We start from the raw sequence: 25,251 nt of genomic DNA on the forward strand, positions 1-25,251 counted from the left end.
GGCGCGGTTACGTTGCAGATCAGGGCTTGGGCGGATCGACGCCTTCCGGAAGGACCAGCACTTCCACGCCGGCATCCGGTTGGAGGTAGCGCTTGGCCGTCGCCTCGACATCGGCGGCGGTGAGCGCCATCAGTCGCTCGCGCGCCTTGACGAAGCGGTCGATCCGGTCGCTTTCCGACTGGGCGCGATCGACCAGCGAGAGCCACCCGGTGTTTGACTTCAGGGCGTTCTGGAAGGCTTCGTAGAGCGGTTGGCGTGCCCGGGTCAGGATGTCGTCGTGGACCGGGGCCATGCGCAGCGCGGAGAGCACCTTGTGGATCGCCTTGCGGGTTGCCGCGACGTCCGCCACGTCGACCGAGGCGTTGATCGAGAACGTGCCGTATCCCTTCCACTCGCGCGAGAGATTGCTGCTGGCCGAGGGCGAATAGGTCTTGCCCAGCGCTTCGCGCAATTCGTCGGTCAGCTCGATGCGCATGATCCGTTCGAGCAGTTCCAGCTCGAGCGTCTGCTGCGGGTCGCTGTCGTCGCGGGTGGGGAAGGTCAACCGCAGCAATGCCTGGTCGGATGCGCCGGTGTGTCGCAGGACGCGCGGTTCCCGATCTGGCGTGAAGGTGCGCGGCGGCTGGTTCGCATAGTCGCGGAATGCCGCTTCGCGCGGCGGCAGCGCCCCCAGCGTTTGGGCGACAAGAGCGATTGCCTTGTCCTCCTCGATGTCGCCGACGATGCCCAGTTCGATGGCGCCGTGGGCAAGTCTGTCGCCGATGTCGCGCTTGAGTTCGTCGAAAGTACGGTGGCGATAGGCGTCGACCGGCTGCAGGCTGAAGCGCGGATCCTTGTCCGAAAGGATCGCGCCGAGGTCCGCGCTCAGGGCCGAAGCCGGGGTGGCCCGCAGCTGGGCGAAATAGTTGTTCACCTGTTGGCGGTACTGCACCGCGCCTTCCGGGCGATAGCCGGGGTCGGTGATGAGCGCGGCGATGAGGTCAAGCTGCAGCTCGAGGTCACGCGGCGTGGTCTGGTAGCGTCCGTCGAAGCTTGCATCTGCGCTGGTGAGGCCGAAGCCGACAGTCCGTCCGGCGAAGATCGTGTCGAGATCGTCGCGGCTGTGCTTCCCGAGCCCGCCTTCGTCGAGATAGGAGACCATTTCCGTCGCCAGCGGGTCGCTCCTGGTATCGAGCTTGTCGCCGCCATCGATGCTGATGCTGACGCGCACCTTGTCCCTTTCGATGTCGGTGCGCTTGAGATTGAGCATTACGCCATTGGCGAAGCGGATCTCGCGGATGCCGAGTTCGGGCCCGATCCGGTCGCTGACCACTTCTCCCGGGGCGCCGAAGTCGGTGTAGCCGAAATCGCTGAGCGCGGTGATTTCGCTGCGCTCGACCGGGGCCTTCATCGCCTGTTTCCAGCTCTCCCGCAGCGCTTCGCCGCCGCCTTCGGGCCCGATCCGGCCTTCGAAACGCAAAAGCGGTTTCCTGAGCGGGATCGCTTCGCGCTCAAGCGCGGCGAGGACGGCTTCGGGGGTTATCTGCGGCGCAAAGGCCTCGAAGCGTTGCAGCACGGTTTCGGGCGTGGAGGGCACGGTCCGGTCGGTGACGAGCGCCAGCGCGGACTCGGCGAGCGCTGGGTTGCTGCGCGTGTCGGCCGAGCCCAGGGCATCGACCAGTGTGTTGCGGATCGAGGCCACCTGCTCGGCGACTTCGGAGGCGGCAAAACCGTAGGCGAGGGCGCGGCGATATTCAGCCACGGCGGCCTGAAGTCCCTCGCGCCACTTGCCGTCGACGGTATCGACGATGAGGCGCGTCGAGCGCGCGGTTTCAAAAACGTCGCCGGTGCCGAACCCCGCGCCTCGGAAAGGCGGGGACGCCTGGCGCGAGAGGCGCTGGAGGCGGCGATTGACGATGTCGTAGCCGATCGAGCGCAGCAGGTTTTCCTGCCGCTGCTTCACGCTGTCGGGTTCGTAGAGCCAGGGGCCGTTGCGCAGCGCGGTTATCCGCTCGGAAAGAGCAGGGTCGACGTAGATTTCCGTGCGGCTCTTGTCTTTCGCCCGAATCGGTCCGGCATCGGGCTGCGGTTCGGACGGTTCGGCCTGCCAGTCTCCGAAATGGCGCTGTATGCCGGCGACCATCTCGTCGATGTCGAAATCCCCTACGACGACAACGGTAACGTGCGCCGGCACATACTCGCGGTGGTAGAAGGCGCGCAGGCTTTGAGACGTGGCGGCATTGAGTGACTGTGTCGTGCCGATCGGCAGGCGATTGGCATAGAGCGAGCCGGGGTAGAAGAACTTCAGCCCGTCGACCGCATTGCGAAATCCGAAGGTGTTGCGATCGCGCATTTCGGACAGAACGACGCCGCGCTCGCGCTCTACTGCGCCCTGCGAGATGGTCAGTTCGCTGGCGGTCTGGCGCATGAGCATCAGCGCCGTGTCGAGCAGGGTGGAATCGCTGCGCGGCAGGTCCAGCTTGTAGATCGTGCGGTCGAAGCTGGTCGAGGCATTGGTGTCCGCGCCGAAGGCGAGGCCGTCGCGCTCGAGCAGGGGAATCATCTCGCCTTCGGGCACGCGCTTGCTGCCGTTGAAGGCCATGTGCTCCACGAAGTGGGCGTAGCCCTGTTCGCTGTAGCTTTCGTCGAGCGAGCCGGCTTCGACCAGCATGCGCACCACGCCGGTCCCGGCAGGGGTGGCATTGTGCCGGACGACGTAACGCATGCCGTTGGCGAGGCGCCCGAAGCGATAGTCCGGATCGAGCGGAATGTCGCTGGCCTCGAAGGCCCAGGAAGTGTCGTCGCGGGGGGGCGTGTTCTCCCGGGCTGCCAGCGGGGCCGGCAGGAGCAGGAGAAGCGCAATCAGGAGTCCTCTCATCGCGCCCAGACCTGCCCCAGCGGCGCGCATATAACAAGGGCCCGGATCGCGATTGCCACCGCGTTCCGGGCCCTGAAAGGCTTTGTCAGCGCCCCGATCGAGGCGCGTGGCCGGTTACTTGCCGCGCAGCTTGCGGTGCTTCGAGAGATCGAAGACTTCGCTCGGGCCGTTATCGTCCTGCAGCAGGCCGAGGCGGCGCGCGACTTCCTGGTAGGCTTCTTCCTCACCGCCGAGGTCGCGGCGGAAGCGGTCCTTGTCCAGCTTTTCGCCGGTTGCCATGTCCCACAGGCGGCAGCCGTCGGGGCTGATTTCGTCGGCGAGGATCACGCGGCTGTAGTCGCCGTCCCAGATGCGTCCGAACTCGAGCTTGAAGTCCACGAGGCGGATGTTGATCGCCGCGAACATGCCGCACATGAAATCGTTCACGCGGATGGCCATGGCGGAGATGTCCTGCATCTCCTCGTTGTTGGCCCAGCCGAAGCACGCGATGTGCTCTTCGGCGATCAGCGGATCGCCCAGCGCGTCGTCCTTGTAGTAGTACTCGATCAGCGTGTGGGGCAGCGGCTCGCCCTCGGGAATGCCGAGGCGCTTGGAAATCGAACCAGCGGCCACGTTGCGCACGACGACCTCGATCGGAATGATCTCGACCTGGCGCACGAGCTGCTCGCGCATGTTGAGGCGGCGGATGAAGTGGTTGGGAACGCCGATGTGGTTGAGGCGCGTGAAGACATACTCGCTGATGCGGTTGTTGATCACGCCCTTGCCCTGGATCGTGCCCTTCTTCTGCGCGTTGAACGCAGTGGCATCGTCCTTGAAGTACTGGATCAGCGTGCCGGGCTCGGGGCCCTCATAAAGGATCTTGGCCTTGCCTTCGTAGATCTGGCGGCGACGGGACATCGGATTCGTCCTTGATACGGTAAAAGTACAAACCCCGGCACGATGGAGTCGCTTTCACGACTGCGCGGGCCGGGGCGTTCGCTTCGCGCATATAATGCAACACCGATCAAAAGCAAACTGCGCGGCTTTAGGGCTGGTGACAGGCGGCCGAGCGGGCAAGTTGGCGGCGCAGGCTTGCGGGCGCAGGCTGAGTAGCGATGCGGTTGAACGCCGATGAAGCAGCCTTTGCATTCATGCGCGTTCCCAGGAGCGCGCTCGAAGTTCGGCTGGAAGTGCCAACATGATTCGCACGAAAGCGCGAGGGCGGCGCAGTCCCGGGCAGGCCGGTTAGTTAACTGAAAGCATCGTCCAGCATGGCGGACACAAGATGGCTCGCCGCCAGAGCGACTTCCTGCCAGGTCTCTTCGAAGCCTTCGGGGCCGCCGAAATAGGGATCGGCGACGTCGCTGCCCTCCATGCCTGGAACGTGATCGAGCAGCATCGACAATCGCGCGCTTGCCCCTTGAGGGGCGAGGCGTTGCAGATCGGCAAGATTGGAGTGGTCGAGCGCGATCACATGATTGAAGCGCTCGAAATCTTCGCTGCTGACCTGCCGCGCGCGGTAACGGGAGATGTCGATGCCGTGACGGCGCGCTTCGGCCTGCGCGCGCGGGTCGGGAGGGTTGCCGACATGCCAGGAGCCGGTGCCGGCCGAATCGATGTACAGCTCGAGCCCGGCTTGCTGCGCTTCATGGCGCAGCGCGGCCTCCGCCAGCGGCGATCGGCAGATATTGCCAAGGCAGACGAAGAGGACTGACGGCTGGGTCGGTTCGCGGCTCATATGCCCGCTTCTAGACGGAGCGGGATGCCGCGTCATCCATGCTTGCACGAAGGGATCGGCTGGGCACCGGGGGAGGGAGCGCCGTTTGCAAGGTTCGTTAACGATTGCACGGTATTGAACGCTGCTGATCCGATGGGGAACTGAGGCAAACCGGGAAACCAAATGCGCGATTTGAGGGCCTTGCTCGCACAATTCGTGCGCGAGAGGGAGGGAAACGTCCTGCCTCTGGCTGCGATCGGCATGCTCGTCGCCGCTGCGGTGGTGGGCTCGGGCATCGACCTCAGCCGCGCCTACAAGGTGGAGAACAGGCTTCAGTCCGCTTGCGATGCGGGCGTGCTTGCCGGTCGCCGCACGGTCACGACCAACGGCTTCGACGCGGCTTCGCAGAGCGCGGCCAAGGCGTTCTTCGCCGCGAACTTCGACGACGGTCGCCAGGAAACCCATTCGACGGCCTTCACGGTCACGGCGGACGAAAAGGCCAACACGGTGACCGGCAAGGCCACGACCGTGCTCGACACCCTGATCATGCGCATTTTCGGTTACAACGACTTCACGCTGTCGGTGACCTGCGGATCGTCGATGGGCGTGGGCAATGCCGACATCATGATGGTGCTCGATACCACCGGATCGATGAACAGCTCGCTGTCCTATTCGCAGACCCGCATCATGGCGCTGCGCGACGCGATGAAGAATTTCTACGACACGCTTGCCAATGCGACGTCCGGCACCAATGCCCGCATCCGCTATGGCTTCGTGCCCTATTCTTCCAGTGTGAACGTCGGTCGGCTGCTTTACGATGAGGACCCAAGCTATCTTGTCGATACGCGGGCCTACCAGTCGCGGCAGGCCTATTTCATAGACTACACTTCGGCAACGAAGAGCGCCGGTACGCCGAGTTATCAGAATTACTCTGGCGCAGGCTGGTATCTTCTCAGCAACACGAGCTACTCCAACAACAAGTGCGGATACCAGGTCCCTTCGAACGATGCGGGCTATTCGGATTATGGTTCGCCCAGTTCCAGCACGAGTAAATCGGGAAGCGGATCCAGCTTGACGATAACCAAGACGACGACACAGGGGCAGAGAAAGGCGAGTTACCAGTGCTCCAGGTCGAGTCATGGTTATAGCTACTATATATGGGTATATTATGACACCCGGGATAAAGTTACGTCTGACACGTATAGTAACGCCGAGGTGGTGACAAAGCCGACGGCAAACTCGGATTTTTACTATTGGGAATACAAGCCGGTTTCTTATTCCACCAGCCAGTACAAGGCATTCTCGCCTGTCACGACTTATACAGGTGAAAGTGGCGCGACTGTCTCCTCCACCTGGGCCGGCTGCATCGAGGAGCGCAGTACGACCGCTTCGTCGAGCTTCAGCTATTCCTCGTCGAACGGCTATTCGCCCTCGGGTGCGCTGGATATCGATATCGACACGGCACCGTCCTCGGCGGATTCGACCAAATGGGCTCCGATGTGGCCCGAAGTGGCCTACCGGCGCTTCAACCAATATGGCTATCGCACGACTGCTACTTCGGATTCAGGGCGTTCCGCGTCGTCCTATTGCCCGGCAAAGGCGCAACTGCTTACTGGAATGAGCGAAGGCACCTTCGATTCTTATGCTGATTCACTGTCGGCGGAAGGCAGCACCTACCTCGATATCGGCATGATCTGGGGCGGTCGAATGCTGTCCCCGGACGGCATTTTCGCGGACAACGTCAACACCGAGCCATCCAATGGTGGTGAGGTTTCACGCCACATCGTGTTCATGACAGACGGTGTGATGGAACCCAACTACGACATCCAGCAGGCCTGGGGCATGGAATACTGGGATCGCCGGGTCACGAGCGATGGCTACAGCGACGATACTGCCCGCCATACCTCCCGTTTCCTCGCGGTCTGTAACGCGATCAAGGACAAGGGCATCCGAATCTGGGTTGTCGCCTTCACTTCCGGGCTGTCGGACGACCTCAAGACCTGCGCGTCGGACAACAGTTCTTTTACGGCGAACAGTTCGGCCGAACTCAACACCGCCTTCCAGGAAATCGCCAAGCAGGTCGGCGAGTTGAGGATCGTGGAATGATCGTGCGCAGTCCCCTGGTTACCATGCTGCCCGCCATGCTGCGTCGCTGCCGCCGCGAGAGCGACGGCGTGACCGCGGTGGAATTCGCCCTGGCATCGCCGGTGCTGATCATGCTGCTGGTCGGGATCTGGGATATCGGTCACATGGCCTATCTGTCCGCCGTGATGCACGGGGCAGTGCAGCAAGTTGCGCGCAAGGGCACGATCGAAGGCGCGGACACCTCGGCGGACGACGACTACGTGAAGAAGGTGGTGTCCGGCGTCGCGCCCGGCGCAAGGATCACGACGAGCCGCACCAGCTATTACGACTTTGCCGATATCAGCCGCCCTGAATCGTGGAACGACAACAACGGCAACGGCGTGTGCGACAATTCCGAAAGCTATGTCGATGAAAACGGCAATGGCCAGTGGGACGCGGACATCGGGCAGGACGGAAACGGCGGTTCGGGCGATGTCGTGCTCTACACGGTGAAAGTCACGTACGAACCGGTGTTTCCCTTGCCGTTCCTCGATAGCATGGACAACACGCGCACGCTTTCGGCCACCGCAGTGAAAAAGAACCAGCCTTATGCCCTGCAGGAACGGTACGGTTCTTCGGCGAGGACCTGCACATGATTGCCCGCGCCGTTCTGGCGGATCGGATCGCTCGTCTCGGCCGGGATAGCCGCGGCGTCTCGATCCTCGAATTCGCGCTGATCCTGCCGATCCTGATCACGCTGGGGCTCTACGGCACTGAACTGGCCTACATGGCGACGATCAACATGCAGGTCTCTCAGATTGCGACCTCGGTGGCCGACAATGCCTCGCGCCTTGGCCAGACGGACAACAGCTCGGTCACGCCAACGGTGACGGAAGACCAGATCTCCTCGGTCATCAAGGGCGCGTTGGTCGAAGGCAATGCCTTCGACTTCGAGACGAATGGCCGGATCATCCTCTCCAGCCTGGAGAAGAACGGCGCGACCGGCGGTCAGTACATCCACTGGCAGCGGTGCAGCGGGAGCCTTGCGAAGAACTCCGCATACGGCAAGCAGGGGGACTCGGTTACGGCCATGGGGACTTCTGGGCACACGGTCACCGCACCCAGCGGATCGGCGGTGATGTATGCCGAGGTCTATTACCAGTATCAGCCGCTGTTCGGCACGATGTTCACCTCGAACACCCAGTTCCACCAGGAAGCGGCTTACGTGGTCAGGGACGATCGCAACCTGACGCCAGGCGTCACCGGAACCAGCGGCACCAACAGCTGCAGCTAGGTTCCCTGGCCGATCCGCAGCGCTCCGGCAGCGGCGACCAGCAGCGTGGCGGCGGCGAAGGCCATCGTCCAGATCGGCTCGCCCGGGAAGAAGGCTTTCATGATCGAGCCCATGACGGTGGCCACCAGCAACTGGGGCAGAACCACGAAGACGTTGAACAGACCCATGAATATGCCGAGCTTGGCCTGCGGCAGGCTGCTGGCGAGGATCGCGTAAGGCATTGCGAGGATCGAGGCCCAGGCAATGCCGATGCCGATTTCGCACAGGACCAGCGCATCGGGATCGCGCAGCAGCATGAAGCCGGCAAAACCGGCTGCACCAGCCGTCAGGCACAGGGCGTGGGTGCGCGCCTTGCCGATACGACCTGCAAGCCAAGGCAGGATGAGCAGGGCAGCCAGCGCCGCGACGCCGTTATAGACGGAGAACAGCACGCCGACCCAGTTGCCTGCCTCCTGATAGGCCGCGCTTGCAGGGTCTGCAGATCCGAAATGATACTGAGCCACCACCGGCGTCGTGTTGATCCACATGATGAACAGGGCCGACCAGCTGAAGAACTGCACTAGTGCGAGGCGCTTCATGATCGGAGGCATGCCCGAGAAGTCACCGACAATTCCCGCCAGCATGGAGGCGGAACGACCGGCACGCGCCAGTCGGATCGCGACGATGACCGCGGCTCCATAGGCTGCCAGCAGGGCCGCGAGCAGGTAGACTTCCTTTTCCAGGCCCCACCCGCTTACTGCGAGCGCGACAAGTACGCCTGCGGCAATCCAGACCAGTCCGCCGAGCGGGCTGCGCGCTGCCAGCGCCTGTGAGGTAGCCGTGGATTCGACATCCTGCGCTTCGGCAAAGGCGGTCTGTTCCTCCGGTGAATATTCGCGCGTGCTGAGCACGGTCCACAGCACGGCGGCCAGCAGCGCCGCCCCGCCAGCCCAGAAGCTGAAACGCACCGTATCGGGAATGCCGCCGTCTGCCGCCGTATTCGAAACGCCCAGATGGTCGAGGACGTAGGGAAACAAGGATCCCACCACCGCACCTGCGCCGATGAAGGCAGTCTGCACTGCGTAGCCGGCGGTGTGCTGGTCCTTGCGCAACATGTCTCCGACGAAGGCGCGGAACGGTTCCATCGAGATGTTGAGGCTGGCATCGAGCATCCAGAGCAGCATGGCCGCCATGAGCAGTCCGCCGCTTTCGGGCATGAGCAGGAGTGCGATCGTCGCGAGGATGGCTCCGGCAAGGAAGTAGGGACGGCGGCGGCCGAACCGGCCCAGCCAGGTGCGGTCGGACATGTGTCCGACGATCGGCTGAACCAGCAGGCCGGTAAGCGGTGCGGCCACCCACAGGGCGGGGAGGTCATCGATGCTGGAACCCAGAGACTGGAATACCCGGCTCATGTTTGCGTTCTGGAGAGCGAAGCCGATCTGGATGCCGAAGAAGCCGAAGCTGATGTTCCACAGTCCGGCAAACCCCAGCCGGGGTTTTTCGTTCACCGCAGGCATGTCTCCCTGCACGGGCATCTCCATGGCATCATCCCCAAAGGTCGGCGCGGAATGCATCGCCCCAAGGCGCGGCCGCGTCACAAGAGCAATCGCGTGGCATGCGGCGCAGCGCTCGGCAACATGCATACGAATGCCTAATATGCATGGCGTAACTGCCGGATGGGCATGGAGGGGGCGGGCGGCAGGCTCACCCCGCCGTGCTTTTGCGCGGGATCAGCCGGGTGCCGATCTGGCGGGGCGGAGGGGGGGAGTCCTCGATCTGGGCTACCAGCGTATCGACCAGCAGTTCCCCCGCGCTGCGCAGGTCCTGCATCACCGTAGTCAGCGGAGGATTGGTCATGCTGGCTGCCGGCAGGTCGTCGAAGCCCATAACTGCCACGTCTTCGGGAACGCAGAGGCCTGCCGCTGCAAGGGCCTTCATCGCGCCGATGGCGATGAGGTCGCTGGCGGCGAAGACGGCATCGAAGGGGGCGCCGCTTGCGATGATAGAGGCCATGGCTTCGCCGCCCAGTTCCTCGTGGCTGATGACATTGCGCTTGAGCGCCGGGTCAGGCGCTATTCCGGCCGCTTCGAGCGCCATGCACAGGCCGCGGTAGCGATCCGCGAATTCGGGATAGTGTTCGTCCGCCTGTCCCAGGAATGCGATCTTTTTCCGGCCCAGGCCAAGCAGGTGTTCGCCCGCAAGCTTGCCCGCGCCGAGATTGTCAGATCCCACGGTCGCGCCGATGTTGTCGTCGTCCACAGAACCCCAGCGCACGAAATGCGTGCCTTGTCCGACAAGTTGTTCCAGTCGGCTTTCATAGAGGGTGTAGTCGCCGTAGCCGAGCAGGATCAGGCCGTCGGCACGGTGGCTGTCCTGATAGCGCACGTGCCAGTCATCCTCCATCTTCTGGAACGAGATCAGCAGGTCGAGGCCGCGATGGGCGCATTGGCGCGTGATCGACCCCAGCATCGAGAGGAAGAAGGGGTTGATCTTGGAATCGTCGGGGGTCTGTTCCTCGAAGAAGAGCAGCGCGATCGTGTTCGAACGCTGGGTGCGCAGCGAGGATGCGTTCTTGTCGACCGAGTAGTTGAGTTCGCGGGCGATCTCCTCGATCCGGGCGCGTGTGGCGGCGCTCACGGACTTGCTGCCACGCAATGCGCGACTGACGGTGGGCTGGGATACACCGGCGCGATAGGCGATGTCGAAACTCGTCGGTCGGTTGCTCGGCTTGCGTCCCACTTTTTTCTTCTCCCACGCCAGGTAGCCTGGATTCCGGCAACCCCATCCTGACGATCACCAAGCTAATGCAATCGAATGAATTTCTCAGTTTTCCGACATAGTACGCTGGCACGATGCGGCGAGCCATGCCGTACCTTCGCATACGTATGCCATATTATGCGTAATGAAAACGTCCCTTATGCAAGGGTCATCGAGAGAGTCGCGGATGGAACTTCGGGCCTCATCGAAGCAGTTGTGGGTCACCAGTTTTCCGGGTCCCCGCAGGTAGGTTTAGGAGAGGACCAGAATGTCGCTTCGCAAAGAGTTTTCGGCTGCCCGGACTGCGTCCGGAATGGCCATTGCCATCGCGCTTGTTGCCGGCATTCCCGCCGCGGCGCAGGCGCAGGATACCGCCGCGGCCGATGATGCGGACACAGCCAATCAGGTGATCATCGTCACTGGTTTCCGTGCCAGTCTCGAGAATGCCATCAACGAGAAGAAGCAGGCCCAGCAGATCGTCGAATCGGTCTCGGCCGAAGATATCGGCAAGCTGCCCGATGCCTCGATCGCGGAATCGATCGCTCGCCTGCCGGGCCTGACCTCGCAGCGCGTTTCCGGCCGTTCGAATGCCATCGCCATTCGCGGCTTTGCGCCGGACTTCTCGACCACGCTGCTCAATGGACGCGAGCAGACCTCGACCGGCGACAACCGCGCCGTCGAGTATGACCAGTATCCGTCCGAGGTGATCAGCCAGGTCAACGTCTACAAGACGCCGATGGCGAGCCTTGTCGGGCAGGGTCTCTCCGGCACCGTCGACATGCGCACGATCCGTCCGCTCGAGGCGGGCAAGCGGGTCGTCTCCTTCGGTGCGCGCGGTTCCTATGCGGATCTCGGCAAGCTCAACACCGGCTCCGATGACATGGGCTACCGCGTCAACGGCATGTACGTGGACCAGTTCGCCAACAACACGATCGGCGTGGCACTGGGCGCCAGCTACACCGACGAGCCTTATCAGATCGAGGAATTCAACGCCTGGGGCTATGCCGACACGCCTGACGGCAACAAGGTGATCGGCGGCTCGAAGTCGTACAACACCTCGACCAAGCTCACGCGTCTGGGTCTCAACGGTACGCTGCAATGGCGGCCCGACCCGCGCTTTACCTCGACGATCGATGCGTTCTACTCGAACTTCAAGGACGACCAGATCAAGCGCGGCATCGAGCTTCCGCTCTACTGGGGTAATGCAACGCTCAATCCCGATTATACCGCCAGCGACGGCCTGATCACTTCGGGCAGCTTCGACGACGTCAAGGGCGTGCTGCGCAACGACGTGTTCCAGCGCCATGCCAAGCTCTACTCGTTCGGCTGGAACAACAAGTGGGAAGGCGACGACGGCTGGGATGCCATGTTCGACGCCAGCTACTCCAAGACCGACCGCAACGAGCTTTCTATCGAGAGCTATTCGGGCACGGGGCGCGGTGATCTGGGAGCGACCGATACCATCGGCTTCACCAGCAAGTCGAGCGGCACGGGCTTTACCCATGGCCTCGATTACGGCGACTACGACCTGATCCAGCTGACCTCGCCGCAGGGCTTGGGCGGTACCCAGATCGCGCAGGATGGCACCAGCATCGTCGGTGGTCAGGACGGCTACTACAACAACCGCATCGTCAAGGACGAACTCTGGCAGTTCCGCGTCGAGGTGCAGAAGCACATCGAAAACGGCTGGCTGGATTCGATCCGTGCAGGGTTGAACTACAACAACCGCTCCAAGTCGCTCGTTCCGGAAGAATACTTCCTCGGCCTTGCCGCCAATACCGACGGGCTCACCAGCGTTCCGGTGCCCGAGGAATACCGCCTCGGCACTACCGACCTGAAGTACCTCGGCCTCGGTCCGGTGATCAGCTACAACCCGATCGACCTGATCAACGACGGTATCTATAACCTCGTCGCGAACCCCTACGGCGATGTCGTGGTCAAGAGCTACTCGATCCGCGAGCGGATCATGACCGGCTATGTCCAGGCCAACTTCGATGCCGACATCGGTTCGGCCAACCTGACCGGTAACATCGGCGTGCAGGCGAACTGGACCGACCAGAACTCGAAGGGCGCAACGGCTGTCCTGCTTGGCACCAATCCCAACGGTTCGCCCAATGTGGGTTCGCTCGTGCGCAACGAAAGCACGGACTATCTCGACGTGCTGCCGAGCCTCAACCTCTCGCTGCGCCTGCCGAGCGACTTCGTGATCCGCTTCGCCGCATCGCGCGAGATCATTCGTCCGCGCCTTGACGACATGCGCGCTTCGCTCAGCACGAGCTACACGATTACCGGCAATGTGGCTCAGGTCACCGGCGAATCCGGCAATCCGGACCTGCGTCCGTGGCGCGCCAATGCTCTCGACCTGACCTTCGAGAAGTACTTCGGCGGCAAGGGCTATATCTCGGCCCAGTTCTTCTGGAAGGAACTCAAGAGCTACGTCTACAAGCAGGACATCACGATCCCGTCGAGCCTGCTGGCACTTGCCGATCCGGGCAATGGCGTGACCATCTCGCCGACGGCGCAGATCCAGGTTCCGATCAACGGGCAGGGCGGCAAGCTCTACGGCGTGGAGCTGGCGACAACGCTGCCGTTCGACACGTTCGTACCCGCGCTTGAAGGCTTCGGCGTGACCGGCAGCGTCGCTTACACGAAGACGAAGATCCAGCCCGAGCCGGGCGCGCCTTCCAGCGACCTTCCGGGCTATTCCAAGTGGGTCGCAAACGGCACCGCCTACTTCGAGAAGGCTGGCTTCAACTTGCGCGGTTCGGTTCGGTACCGCTCGACCTTCATTGGCGAGGTTTCCGGTTTCGCGGCCAATCGCGTACGTCGCCGGGCGGCTTCGGAGCTGATCGTCGACGGCCAGATCGGCTACGACTTCCAGGAAGGCAGCGCACTCGAAGGTCTCTCGCTTTACCTGCAGGGCCAGAACCTGACCGACGAACCTTTCATCACCACCAACCCCGGAGGCGATTCGCGCCAGATCATCGACTACCAGCGCTACGGTCGTCGTTTCCTGGCCGGCTTCTCCTACAAGTTCTGACGAATGCCCCGGCCCGGGCGCAACCCCGGGCCGGACCAGAGAATTCGGCGCCGGGAATCCCTCCTCCTCCAGCTCTCGGCGCCGGGCGGCGGAACCGCAATTTGGGACACAGTTTTGCGGTTCCGCCGCTCCCTGCGCAGGGGATATGAGGAGGCACTGCCGGTGAAGCGCGCCGGGCCGAACCAGACGGGAGAGCAACAGGCGTGACCCAGACCCGCTTCAGCATCGTCATTGTCGGCGGCGGAACGGCCGGCTGGATGAGCGCCGCGGCACTCGCCCGCTTTGCCCCTCCCGGATACGCGGTGACGCTCGTGGAAAGCGAGGCGATCGGTACCGTCGGCGTCGGTGAGGCGACGATCCCGGCCATCCGCCTGTTCAACAAGGCTCTCGGCATCGACGAGGCGCAGTTCCTGCGCGAGACATCGGCTTCCTACAAGCTGGGCATCGCCTTCGATGGCTGGCTAGGCGAAGGGCACAGCTACATGCACGCCTTCGGAACGGTGGGCCGTCCCCTCGGCCTGCTGCCCTTCCGCCATTATTGGGCGCGCGCGAAGGCGGCGGGCAATGCCAAGCCGCTGGCACATTACGCCGCCAATGAACTGGCCGCGCGCACCGGACGCATGGCAACCGGCGTGTCCGGTCCCGGCATTCCCGAATTGCCCTGGGCCTATCATTTCGACGCCGGTCTCTATGCCACCTTCCTGCGTCGCCTGGCGCAGAGCATGGGCGTCACCCGGCACGAGGGACGCATCGCCCGGGTCATCCGCAAGGATGAAGGCGATATCGCAGCGGTGCAGACCGAGGGCGGTCAGACGCTTGCGGCCGATTTCTTCATCGATTGCTCGGGCTTCAAGGGCCTGCTCATCGAAGAGGAACTGCAGACCGGCTATGAGGACTGGCGCCATTGGCTGCCTTGCGACCGGGCCGTTGCCGCGCCTTGCGAGGCGGCAGGGCCGTTCACGCCTTACACCCGCTCGATCGCGCGCAGCGCGGGATGGCAGTGGCGCATCCCCCTGCAGCATCGCATCGGCAACGGGCTCGTCTATTGCAGCGAATACCTGAGCGATGAAGCGGCTACCGAGTCACTTCTCGCATCTCTCGAGGCGCCGGCGCAGGCCGATCCGCGCCTGTTGCGCTTCACGACCGGTCGGCGCCGCAAGGCATGGAACCGCAATGTCCTGGCCGTAGGTCTGGCGAGCGGATTCATGGAGCCGCTGGAGTCGACCTCGATCCACCTGATCCAGTCCACGATCATGCGGTTCCTGACCGTATTGCCCTGCGGTCCTGCAAGCCCTGCCATCGTCAGCGCCTTCAATCGCCGGACCGCGGAAGAATTCGAGTGCATCCGCGACTTCCTGATTTTGCACTACAAGGCCAATGCCCGCGCAGGCGAACCGTTCTGGGATCGGTGCCGCGACATGGCCGTGCCTGATTCGCTGGCTGCCCGCATCGCCGAGTTCGAGGAAGCCTGCCAGATTCAGCCTGCCGGTGACGAACTGTTCCAGGAGGCGGCCTGGCTGCAGGTGATGGCCGGGCAGGGGATCGAGCCGAAAGGCTGGAACCCCATTGCCGATGCCCTGAGCGAGGAAGATCTCGCCGGCTTCCTCGGCGCCGTCGAACAGGCTTGCCTGCAGACGGTAGGCCCGATGCCGCGCCACATGGATTTCCTGGCGGCAACTTGCGCTTCGGCATTGTCCAGCTCCCCCGAATTGGAGACACTTCCTTGAGCAGATTTACCGCTTCGCTGGCCGCGATGGCCACATGCCTGCTTGCACAGACGGCCTCTGCCGCTCCGGCGGCACAGAGCGATTTTCGCGCGCGCAAGCCCGAGCAGGAAGTGATCTACTTCGTTCTGCCAGACCGCTTCGAGAACGGCGATCGGTCGAACGACAAGGGCGGGTTGAAGGGCGACAGGTTCTCGACCGGTTTCGATCCGGCGGACAAGGCCTTCTACCACGGCGGCGACCTCAAGGGCCTGATGCAGCGGCTCGACTATATCCAGCGCCTTGGCGCGACGGCGATATGGGTCGGCCCGATTTTCAAGAACAAGCCCGTGCAGGGCCCGGAAGGAAACAAGAGCGCAGGGTATCACGGCTACTGGATCACCGACTTCACGCAAGTCGATCCCCATTTCGGCACCAATGCCGATTTCAAGGCCCTCGTCGATGCGGCCCATGCGCGCGGGATGAAGGTCTACATGGACATCATCGCCAATCACACCGCCGACGTCATCCAGTACCGTGAAGGCAAGGAGGGAAACTACGCCTATCGCAGCAAGGCGGACTATCCCTATTCGACCCATGGCGATGCCAGCGGCAAGGCGATCAACCCGGGCTTTGCCGGTGACGACGTGGCGACGCCTCGGAACTGGGCGAAGCTGACCGATCCGTCGTTCGCCTACACGCCCTTCGTGCCCAAGGCCGAAAAGAACGTGAAGGTTCCCGCCTGGCTCAACGATCCGATCTACTACCACAATCGCGGCGACACGAACTGGAAGGGCGAATCCTCGCAATACGGCGATTTCGTCGGGCTGGACGACCTGGCGACCGAGAATCCGCGCGTCGTGGAAGGGATGATCGCGATCTACGGGGACTGGATCGACCGGTTCGGCATAGACGGCTTTCGCATCGACACGGCCAGACACGTCAATCCGGAATTCTGGCGCGCCTTCGTTCCCGCGATGCTTTCGCGCGCGCGACAGAAAGGCATCCCCAATTTTCATATCTTCGGGGAAGTCGCGACGGGTGAATACGACCCGGCACTGCTGGCGAGCTGGACGCGCAATGCCGGTCTGCCCGCCGTGCTCGACTTCGCTTTCATGCACGCCGTCATCGCTGCTGTGGACGGCAAGGCGGGGACGCAGGAACTGGCGCGGCTGGGAGAAGACGATGCACTCTACCAGGGCGGAGCGCAGGCGGCGTTGCAACTGCCCACGTTCCTCGGCAACCACGATGCCGGGCGCTTCACCTACTTCATCAGGAAGGCCAATCCCGGGATCGCGCCTGAAGACCTGCTGGCGCGCGTAGAGCTGGGCCACGCCATGCTGCTGACTTTGCGCGGCGTGCCGACGATCTACTATGGTGACGAGCAGGGTTTCGGGGGCGAGGGCGGCGACCAGCTATCGCGGCAGGACATGTTCCCCTCGCGCACCGCGATCTACAATGCGGACAGCCTGGTCGGCACAGACGACACGAGCGCAGCATCGAACTTCGACGAGAGCCATCCGCTCTACAGGTTCATCGCGAAACTCGCAGCGCTGCGGGTGAAGACGCCTGCCTTGACCTCCGGCACCACCAGGCTGCGCGCAACGTCGGAAGGCCCGGGGCTCTTCGCCGTCTCTCGCTTCGATCCCGACACCGGAAAGGAAGTGCTGCTGGCCTTCAATACCTCGGCCGAACCCATCTCCGCGCAAGTCTCTGTCGAGACCGGTTCGCTCAAGTTCAAGACGCTGGCCGGCGCAGGGTGTCCTTCCATGGCAACGGCCCCGGGCAGCGCCGCCGTTTCCCTTCCGCCGCTGGGTTTTGCCGTCTGCGCGGCTGACGACTGATCCCCCAGACCAGTGCAACTCCTCCCTCCTGGACAACGATGACAGACGATATCATTTCATCCCCCCCTGCTGCGACCGGGCAAGCGGAATGGTGGCGCGGAGCCGCCATTTACCAGATCTACCCGCGCAGCTTCGCCGATTCCAACGGCGATGGCGTAGGAGACCTGCCGGGGATTACCTCGCGGCTCGATTACGTGGCCTCGCTTGGCGTCGAGGCGATCTGGATCTCTCCGTTCTACGCCTCGCCGATGGCCGACTTCGGATACGACATCTCTGACTATCGGGCGGTCGATCCGATTTTCGGCACGCTGGAGGATTTCGATGAGCTGGTCGCCCGTGCGGACGCACTTGGCCTGAAGGTCATCGTCGACCAGGTCTATGCTCATACATCGGACAAGCATGTCTGGTTCGAACAGAGCCGCGCAAGCCGGGAAAATCCCTTCGCCGACTGGTACGTATGGGCCGATCCCAAGCCCGACGGCTCTCCGCCCAACAACTGGCAATCGGTGTTCGGCGGACCTTCGTGGTGCTGGGACGCGCGGCGCCGCCAGTATTACCTGCACAATTTCCTGCCGCAGCAACCGCAGCTCAACGTGCACAATCCCAGGGTTCAGGAGGCGCTGCTCGATGTCGCGCGGTTCTGGCTCGACCGGGGCGTTTCCGGCTTTCGCATCGACGCGCTCAACTTCACGATGCACGATCCCCTGCTGCGCGACAATCCGCCCGCACCGGAGGACGGCAAGCTGCGCACGCGCTCGTTCGATTACCAGCTGCAGACCTACAACCAGTCTCACGCTGATATCCCGCAGTTCATCGAAAAGCTGCAGGCGCTGATCGCCAGCTACCCAGGTACGTTCTCGCTCGCCGAAGTCGGCGGTCGAAACGCCGAACGCGAAATGCGCGAGTTCACGGCAGGGGCCAAGCGGCTCGACAGTGCTTACGGGTTCGACTTCCTCTACGCCGACGCGATCTCTCCCTCGCTCGTCGAAAGCGCTCTCGAAGGTTGGTCCGAGCAGCAATCCGCCGGGTGGCCGAGCTGGGCCTTCGAAAATCACGATGCCCCGCGCGCCCTCTCACGCTGGTGCAAGGCGCAGGATCGCGCGGCTTTCGCGCGGATGAAGGCGATGCTGCTGGCCTCGCTGAGGGGCAATCCGATCGTCTACCAGGGTGAGGAACTGGGCCTGCTGCAGGTCGATGTGCCTTTCGAAATGCTGCAGGACCCCGAGGCCATCGCGAACTGGCCGCTGACCCTCTCACGCGATGGCGCACGCACGCCGATGCCATGGCAGGGCGATGATGCCGCTGGCGGGTTCACCAGCGCACAGCCGTGGCTTCCGCTGGGTGAAGAGAACCTCGCGCGCGCAGTGGACCGGCAGCAGGACGACCCGCAATCGCTGCTTAGCCTGACCCGCCACCTGATTGCCGTGCGGCGCAGTAATGCGCCCTTGCGGCGGGGTTCATGCGAGGTTCTGTTGGCCGTCGAAACCCGCCTCGTGCTGCGCCGCGAATGCGAGGGGCAGGGCATCCTGGCCCTGTTCAACATGAGCGCCGAGCCGGCCGCATGGCCGGTCGAGGTGCCGACGCAGGCCAATGTTGTCGCCGCCGTCAATGGAGCAGAGCCCGGCACCTTGCCTGCCTGGGGCGCGCTCTGGATCAACTGAGGAATACCGATCATGAAACCGACACGTATTCTCGCTGTGGCGGGGTTTTGCCTCGCCGCGATTTGCGCCAATGGCGCCGCAGCGCAAGAGGAGCGGCCGAGCGTGACGGCGTCATCTCCGGATGGCTCGCTGGTGCTTTCGGTCACGACCGACAACGATGCGCGCCCGACATGGTCGCTATCGCGTAAGGGCAAGCTGCTGATTGCGCCCAGCAAATTGGGCTTCGTCCTGACCGATGGCCTCAACATGGTGCGCGGCTTTTCCATTTCCGGCAGCGAGAAAGCGTCTGCCGACGACACCTGGGAGCAGCCCTGGGGGGAGCGCCGCTTCGTGCGCGACCACTACAACGAGGTCGTTGTGCGTTTCCAGCAGTCGCAAGTGCAGGGCGCGCGGCGTATGAACGTGCGCTTCCGGCTTTTCGATAACGGCATCGGCTTTCGCTACGAACTGCCCGAGCAGCCCGCGCTCAAGACCATGCGCATTGCCGAGGAGACGACCGAGTTCGACATCGTCCCCAAGGGCAAGGCCTGGTGGATTCCGGGCGGCGAATGGAATCGCTACGAACAGGTCTATCAGGAGACGCCGATCGATGCGGTTTCCACCGCGCATACGCCGATCACCATGCGGCTGGATGACGGCACGCACCTCTCGTTCCATGAAGCGGCGCTGGTCGACTATGCCGGCTACTGGTTCAAGCGCGCGAGCGGGCAGCTCTTCCGCACCGAGCTGGCGCCGGGATCGGACAGCGCGAAAGTCGTGCGTGACCTGCCTTTTGCCACGCCATGGCGAACGGTCCGCATTGCGAATGACGCTGCCGGTCTGGTCGAGAACGACCTCGAGCTCAACCTCAACGAGCCCAACAAGCTGGGCGATGTGAGCTGGTTCAAGCCGGCGCGCTATATCGGCATCTGGTGGGGCATGATCCGCGGCGACTGGAGCTGGGCGGAAGGACCTCGCCATGGTGCCACGACGAAGCGGACGAAGCAGTACATCGATTATGCTGCGCAGCATGGCTTTCGCGGCGTACTCGTCGAAGGCTGGAACAAAGGCTGGAACGGCGACTGGTTCGGCCACGGCGATGATTTCAGTTTCACCCAGCCCACGCCCGATTTCGACCTCGAGGGGCTCAGCGCCTATGCAGCCAGAAAGGGTGTGCACCTGATCGGCCACCATGAGACCGGCGGCAACATCGCCAACTACGAACCGCAGCTCGACGACGCCATGGCGCTTTACGGAAAGCTGGGCGTCGACGTGGTCAAGACCGGCTACGTCGCCGATGCCGGCGGGATCATCGCCCCCGGAAACAAGCCGGGCGAAACGAAGATGGTCTGGCACGATGGCCAGCGCATGGTGAACCACTATCTCGATGTCGTGAAAGTCGCTGCGCAGCATCACGTCGCGGTCAATTCGCATGAACCGGTGAAGGATACCGGCCTGCGACGCACTTATCCCAACTGGGTCTCGCGCGAGGGTGCGCGCGGTATGGAGTACAATGCCTGGGGGACTTTCGCCAACGGGCCGGACCATGAACCCACGCTCGTCTATACGCGCATGCTGTCCGGGCCGATGGATTTCACTCCCGGCGTGCTCAGCCTGGAGGGGGCGGAACATGCCCCCTTGGCCTCGACTCTGGCCAAGCAGCTCGGGCTCTATCTCGCGCTCTATTCACCGATCCAGATGGCGGCCGATTTCGTTGAAAACCTCAAGGCCCATCCGCGCGAGATGGAATTCATCGAACATGTGCCGACCGACTGGGCCGAAAGTCACCTGATCGCAGGCCAGGTTGGCGATTATGCGATCTTCGCCCGCAAGGATCGCAACGGGCCGGAATGGTTCGTGGGCGGCGTGAACGATGCCACCGCGCGCAAGGTCACGCTCGACTTCGACTTCCTCGATGCTGGCAAGACCTACGAGGCCAGGATCTGGAAGGACGGCGAGGGCGCAACTTACCAGACCGAGGCCCGCCACCGAATTGCCTATGACACCCAAGCGGTGCGCAAGGGCGACAGGATCGAGATCTGGCTGGCCCCGGGCGGCGGTACGGCCATGCGCCTCATCCCGCAGGATTGACGGACCTGCGATAGCGCAAAAGCACAGACGGGGGCGCAGGGCACGGCTTTGCGCTCCCACTGGTACATGGGAGCTGCAAGAAAGGGCGAGCCGGGCTGATCGGAAGTCGAGTTGGTCGGGGAGACAGGATTCGAACCTGCGACATCCTGCTCCCAAAGCTGCATAGATACCAGCCGATTCAATGGCATAGGCGTAAACCAGTGTCCTTATCGGGACAATGGAATCAATGGCTTACTAAACGAGTGTAAACCGCTCGGGCCTCTTTGTCATGCGTGATTGGCAAGCCGACGCGCCGCGCATGATAGCCGCCATTCATGCTGATATGCCCGGCTGCACGCCGGACGAATTGCGCAAGGCGCTGCGCAAGAAGGCGTGGGAATTCCACTGCGGGACATCGTGGGGGAAGCGCGTCTGGTCGAAGCACTGTCGGATCTACCTGGCGAAGCTCACCGGCAACGGGGCCTATCGCGGCGACGGCCGGGCCACCCAATGGCCAGACGACATCATCTTCCCGTTCAGGGACGTCAATCCTGACAATTGAAACTGCGGCGCCGCAACGTGCGGCCCCGCCCGTGTGAAGGGTGTTAAGACATGGAAAACGGCGAAATTACGTCAGCCACTTCCGGAACAGATCATGATTCAAGCGAGAACGAAGCGCGATCTGCTGACCATTTGCTGACCACCGATCATTCTGTTGATGCCATCAAGATGATCGCCGACCAGTGGTCTCCTGACCTGATCATATACCACGACAAATGCGCCGATGGTATCGTCGCGGCCTGGGCATGCTGGCGCCGCTGGGGAAATCAGCCTGCCTATCTCGCGTGCAACTATGGCATGTCGCCGCCGGAGGTCGACGCCATCCTCGGCCGCAACATCCTGATCGTCGACTTCTCGTTTCCCGAGGAGGATTTGCGGGCGATGATCGCGCTAGGCGCGCAGTCGATCGTGATACTCGATCATCACAAAACAGCGCAGGCGGCGCTTGAGCCTTTCCAGGTATTTGCGGCGCGGCCCGAACGGTTCACGCCCGAAGTCGCCGCATCGATGTTCAACGACCTGCAGATCGGAGGATACCCTCCAATCCTTGCACTGTTCGACATGGAGCGCAGCGGCGCGCGCATGGCGTGGGATTTCGCCAGCCGGTTCACGTTCACGCCGCGACTCGTCGAACTCGCCGAGCAGTATGACCTCTGGCGCTTCCAGCCGGGCGAGCACTCCCCAGCCGAGGCGCTGCACGTCGAGATCCAGGCGGGCGAGATGACGGTCGAGCGCATGGAGGTGCTGGACGGACAACTCACACTCGATGATCGTCCAATCGAGCGCGGCCGGGCCATCTTGCGGTGGAAGGACCAGCTCGTGCAGGAGATCGCTGCACGTGCCCACCTGCGGACCGTGGCGGGCGTTCCGGACGTAATTGCCGTCGAGTGCCCTTACTCGCTCGTGTCGGCCGTCGGGCACTACCTCCTCGACCAGCATCCCGCCGCACCGTTCGCCGCGATGTCGGTGAGCGGAGAGAAGTCCGTCACCTGGTCTCTGCGCAGCCACGACGACCGCACCGACGTCAGCGAGGTGGCGAAGAGCATGGGCGGCGGAGGGCACCGCAACGCGGCAGGGTTCCGAGAGAACATGGTCGACGATGCTGCCGCATTGGCAGCCAAGGTCACGCAGCAGGGCGCCGATCTCGTCTATCAGGCGAAGATGCTCGAGCGCGTGCGCGACGGCCTGCTTTTCATGGACGAACTCGATGACGAAGGCGACCGCGTCTACTTCCGCAGCACCAACCACGCCGACCACTTCCGCGATCTCTACCGCGATCTACGCGATTGGGATATGGAGCGCGCTGTTTTCCCGGCCGAGGACCGTGACCTCTATGCTGAGATGCGGGCGCTGCGGGCTGAGAATGACCGGCTCTACGATCTAATCAAGAATCCGCCGAAGCACGATTACTGGAAGCCCGGCGATCCCGACTGCCCGCGCGAGATTAAGGCCGGCAACGGCGAACTTCACACGCTGCGCTGCAAGGTATGCGGGCAGGACAGTCCGCGCGATGTGATCTGCCGTGCTGGTTTGGGAGACGTGGCATGAAGAAGCCGAGCAAGCGCAAGGCCATACGTCAGCAGGAATCTGACAACGCCTATCGCCTGCATTCCAGCCGGGCGCGGCATGCGGCGCGGTATCGCTCAACATACGTGCGCGAGAACTGGCGGGATTACAGGCGCCCAGTGCAGCCGAGCGCAGGCGTGGGACTTGGTCTCGCATTGGAGACGGCGCCCACCGGGACTGATCCTCTTTGGATTAGTATAGTCAATCTGGTACCGACCTCTGATCCGGAGTCGCGGCCATGAGGGGGCGCCTGTGCAAAAGTTCAAGATCGCGGGAACTCTTGCCTCGTCATTACCAGCCGGCATTGGCTCTTACATCATTCAGCGCGCGCTCGCGACATCTAGGGTTTTTGACCCTCTTGCAGATGCAATCGGACGGAGGCTGGCTGTGACGTTTTCATCAGAAGCGGCCGCATGGGTTGTTGCTTTGGTCGTGTTCCTGGTCTTTTATGCTTTCTTGTGTTGGCTTATCTGGAGAAGGCCAAAGCCCGACGATCCGGAAAAGATAACGCAATCTGGGCCCACATTGGGGGGTGACCATTATGAGCAACATAATGTATTGGGACCCAACGAGATGAATATCGACCGGAAGGTGTGATGGGCGACACATTTAATCAAAGCAATGTGCATGGGGACAACATCATTAACTTGGGTCGCCAGCCTTTTCAGTTAACTCAGGGATTTCTTGAGCAAATTGCGGGCGAGCTGAATAAAGCGCAGCTGGTCAACCTGAAAACAGCCGGGAAAGACAAAGATAAAGTAGAAATGGGCAAATCCGTTGCCGGATATCTGGCGGCTCAGGGCTTCAAGGTAGCCCATAAACATGCCTATGATTTAATTAATATTCCACCTCTACCTAAACCCCTCTACATTGCCGGCAATAATGTGACATTCGATCCGACATGATCGATCCCAACAACTAAAGAGCTTGGGCAAGCCAGATACCCCTATTCCTCGCCGCGGCAGCCTGCATCGCCTACGTCCACGACGGCGACACGGTGCGCCTGTGTGATGGCGAGCGGATCCGGGTGGAGAACATCGACGCGCCGGAGCTCAGCGGGTCCTCTCGCTGCTCCGCGCAGTCACGCCAGCGCCTGGCCGGCTCGAACAATCCGCCATGGTGCGACTTCGCCCTGGGCGAGCGGTCGCGCGATGCACTGGCGGATTTCTTGTCGCGTGGTCCGGTGACCGTGTCGCGCAACGGCACCGATCGGTACGGCCGGACGCTCGCCACACTGTCAGTCAATGGCCGGGACGCTGGCCGCTATCTCGTGTCGCTGGGACTGGCGCGCGTCTGGCAATAAAAAGGGCCCGGAGTCACCCGGGCCCGAGTTGGGAGTCGGCAGTTGAAATTACGGAGTGGCCGAGCGCTGGCCCTCCGATCTACTGCGCCGCAACAGTAATCCTTTCGCAACTGCGAAGTAAGCCCCTTTTTGGTAACATTTTGATCTCAGGGGATGAATGGCCGATGCAGAGGCTTGGACAAGGGGGACCCGGTGCGGTCCGGGCCCCTAGTCTGAGTGCGAAACCGCCTTATTGAAGGAGGCCGGACGAGCTTGTCCTTCTGGCGACCGCCCTCTGATTTTACCCCGCCATACCCGCTTAGGCCACAGTCCGACTCCGCTATGTCTGGTCGCTCTTTCGGAACATAGTAGGAACATGTAGAGAGCGGGCATGACCTACCTCTCCCGATTCTCCACCATGTCCGACGACGAGATCGTCGACGAAGCTCAGCGCCGCTTTGATCGCGTGAAGGAATCGACCAGCGCCGACATGGGCCTGATCGAGCTGCGCAACATCATGCCCGAGATGATCGGACGGCTACGCAAGCATGCCGACACGATGCGCGACCTGGTCGAGATACCCGAGTACGATCTCAGCGATCCGGCGCACGTGCAGATGCTGCTTCAGCAGGCCGGGAAGATCCGGCAGCCTGACTAACCGCGGTTCACCAACGCAGGGCGGTCGCGATGAGAACGACGACGGCAACCACAATCAGCACCAGCGTCATGCCCAGCCGGATTTCGCGCGAGCTTTGATCGCGTCCTATGTCCATCTCAGTCTCGCTGGGATGTTTTATTTCCTCAATCACGTCGTCAAGGTCTGGCTTGTCCACCGTCCGCTCCTTCGCGCCCGATCCCTACGGACACGATTTAAGCATTACTTGCCGTGAGTTGAAGG

General features: G+C 62.6%; 20 protein-coding genes. 14 read left to right on the forward strand and 6 right to left on the reverse strand.

Annotated features, from left to right (window positions below; genetic code table 11):
- Positions 1–19 precede the first annotated feature (19 nt).
- The 3 genes from JI59_RS17650 to JI59_RS17660 all read right to left on the reverse strand — a co-directional run bounded on the left by JI59_RS17650 (position 20) and on the right by JI59_RS17660 (position 4,574).
- The gene (locus JI59_RS17650; RefSeq protein ID WP_038576519.1) at positions 20–2,857 is read right to left on the reverse strand and encodes a M16 family metallopeptidase; all 2,838 of its coding nucleotides are present in this window, start codon (positions 2,855–2,857) and stop codon (positions 20–22) included.
- A 114-nt stretch (positions 2,858–2,971) separates the two neighbouring features.
- Positions 2,972–3,754 (reverse strand): phosphoribosylaminoimidazolesuccinocarboxamide synthase, encoded by a 783-nt coding sequence (gene purC / locus JI59_RS17655; protein ID WP_007011290.1) that lies wholly within the window; start codon positions 3,752–3,754, stop codon positions 2,972–2,974.
- 331 nt (positions 3,755–4,085) lie between these two features.
- Positions 4,086–4,574: a low molecular weight protein-tyrosine-phosphatase gene (locus JI59_RS17660; RefSeq protein ID WP_007011289.1), complete on the reverse strand. Its 489-nt coding sequence runs from the start codon at positions 4,572–4,574 to the stop codon at positions 4,086–4,088.
- Between the two features lie 162 nt (positions 4,575–4,736).
- On the opposite strand from JI59_RS17660, the gene JI59_RS17665 reads away from it, so the two are divergent.
- Genes JI59_RS17665 through JI59_RS17675 form a run of 3 tightly spaced genes read left to right on the forward strand, consistent with a single transcriptional unit; the run spans position 4,737 to position 7,911 of the window.
- The gene (locus tag JI59_RS17665; RefSeq protein ID WP_007011288.1) at positions 4,737–6,659 is read left to right on the forward strand and encodes a TadE/TadG family type IV pilus assembly protein; all 1,923 of its coding nucleotides are present in this window, start codon (positions 4,737–4,739) and stop codon (positions 6,657–6,659) included.
- Complete coding sequence (locus JI59_RS17670; protein WP_007011287.1) at positions 6,656–7,273, forward strand: TadE/TadG family type IV pilus assembly protein; 618 nt, start codon at positions 6,656–6,658, stop codon at positions 7,271–7,273. The genes JI59_RS17665 and JI59_RS17670 overlap by 4 nt, the downstream gene beginning before the upstream one ends.
- On the forward strand, positions 7,270–7,911 hold the full coding sequence (locus JI59_RS17675) for a TadE/TadG family type IV pilus assembly protein (RefSeq protein WP_007011286.1): 642 nt from the start codon (positions 7,270–7,272) through the stop codon (positions 7,909–7,911). Before JI59_RS17670 ends, JI59_RS17675 begins: the two co-directional genes overlap by 4 nt.
- Here the strand turns inward: JI59_RS17675 and JI59_RS17680 are convergent.
- On the reverse strand, positions 7,908–9,431 hold the full coding sequence (locus tag JI59_RS17680) for an MFS transporter (RefSeq protein WP_420845477.1): 1,524 nt from the start codon (positions 9,429–9,431) through the stop codon (positions 7,908–7,910). The genes JI59_RS17675 and JI59_RS17680 overlap by 4 nt on opposite strands.
- 163 nt (positions 9,432–9,594) lie before the next feature.
- Positions 9,595–10,629 carry a LacI family DNA-binding transcriptional regulator gene (locus tag JI59_RS17685; RefSeq protein WP_007011284.1) on the reverse strand — a complete coding sequence of 345 codons (1,035 nt, stop codon included), beginning with the start codon at positions 10,627–10,629 and terminating at the stop codon, positions 9,595–9,597.
- A gap of 331 nt (positions 10,630–10,960) precedes the next feature.
- On the opposite strand from JI59_RS17685, the gene JI59_RS17690 reads away from it, so the two are divergent.
- From JI59_RS17690 to JI59_RS17735, 11 genes are all read left to right on the forward strand, one after another.
- Positions 10,961–13,687 (forward strand): TonB-dependent receptor, encoded by a 2,727-nt coding sequence (locus tag JI59_RS17690; RefSeq protein WP_038576522.1) that lies wholly within the window; start codon positions 10,961–10,963, stop codon positions 13,685–13,687.
- Between the two features lie 203 nt (positions 13,688–13,890).
- Positions 13,891–15,414 (forward strand): tryptophan halogenase family protein, encoded by a 1,524-nt coding sequence (locus JI59_RS17700; RefSeq protein ID WP_007011282.1) that lies wholly within the window; start codon positions 13,891–13,893, stop codon positions 15,412–15,414.
- Between the two features lie 26 nt (positions 15,415–15,440).
- Entirely contained in the window at positions 15,441–17,234 is a 1,794-nt protein-coding gene (locus tag JI59_RS17705) for an alpha-amylase family glycosyl hydrolase (protein WP_052117920.1), read from the forward strand.
- A gap of 38 nt (positions 17,235–17,272) precedes the next feature.
- The gene (locus JI59_RS17710) at positions 17,273–18,895 is read left to right on the forward strand and encodes an alpha-amylase family glycosyl hydrolase (protein WP_007011280.1); all 1,623 of its coding nucleotides are present in this window, start codon (positions 17,273–17,275) and stop codon (positions 18,893–18,895) included.
- A gap of 12 nt (positions 18,896–18,907) precedes the next feature.
- Positions 18,908–20,965: a glycoside hydrolase family 97 protein gene (locus JI59_RS17715; RefSeq protein WP_038576528.1), complete on the forward strand. Its 2,058-nt coding sequence runs from the start codon at positions 18,908–18,910 to the stop codon at positions 20,963–20,965.
- Positions 20,966–21,233: 268 nt separating this feature from the next.
- Positions 21,234–21,506 (forward strand): hypothetical protein, encoded by a 273-nt coding sequence (locus tag JI59_RS17720; RefSeq protein WP_007011278.1) that lies wholly within the window; start codon positions 21,234–21,236, stop codon positions 21,504–21,506.
- Positions 21,507–21,673: 167 nt separating this feature from the next.
- On the forward strand, positions 21,674–23,053 hold the full coding sequence (locus tag JI59_RS25715; RefSeq protein ID WP_239000572.1) for a DHHA1 domain-containing protein: 1,380 nt from the start codon (positions 21,674–21,676) through the stop codon (positions 23,051–23,053).
- Between the two features lie 270 nt (positions 23,054–23,323).
- Positions 23,324–23,668, forward strand: coding sequence for a hypothetical protein (locus tag JI59_RS26820; protein WP_138921237.1), 345 nt, complete (start codon positions 23,324–23,326; stop codon positions 23,666–23,668).
- Entirely contained in the window at positions 23,668–23,976 is a 309-nt protein-coding gene (locus tag JI59_RS26825; protein WP_138921236.1) for a hypothetical protein, read from the forward strand. The genes JI59_RS26820 and JI59_RS26825 overlap by 1 nt, the downstream gene beginning before the upstream one ends.
- Positions 23,977–24,068: 92 nt before the next feature.
- Entirely contained in the window at positions 24,069–24,374 is a 306-nt protein-coding gene (locus JI59_RS17730; protein WP_337999234.1) for a thermonuclease family protein, read from the forward strand.
- A 370-nt stretch (positions 24,375–24,744) separates the two neighbouring features.
- On the forward strand, positions 24,745–25,011 hold the full coding sequence (locus tag JI59_RS17735; RefSeq protein ID WP_038576534.1) for a hypothetical protein: 267 nt from the start codon (positions 24,745–24,747) through the stop codon (positions 25,009–25,011).
- Positions 25,012–25,018: 7 nt separating this feature from the next.
- On the opposite strand, the gene JI59_RS27425 is transcribed toward JI59_RS17735, so the two are convergent.
- Positions 25,019–25,186, reverse strand: a complete 168-nt coding sequence (locus tag JI59_RS27425) for a hypothetical protein (protein ID WP_007011273.1) — start codon at positions 25,184–25,186, stop codon at positions 25,019–25,021.
- Positions 25,187–25,251: the final 65 nt, after the last annotated feature.

The sequence above is a fragment of the Novosphingobium pentaromativorans US6-1 genome (assembly GCF_000767465.1).
Lineage (GTDB): Bacteria > Pseudomonadota > Alphaproteobacteria > Sphingomonadales > Sphingomonadaceae > Novosphingobium > Novosphingobium pentaromativorans.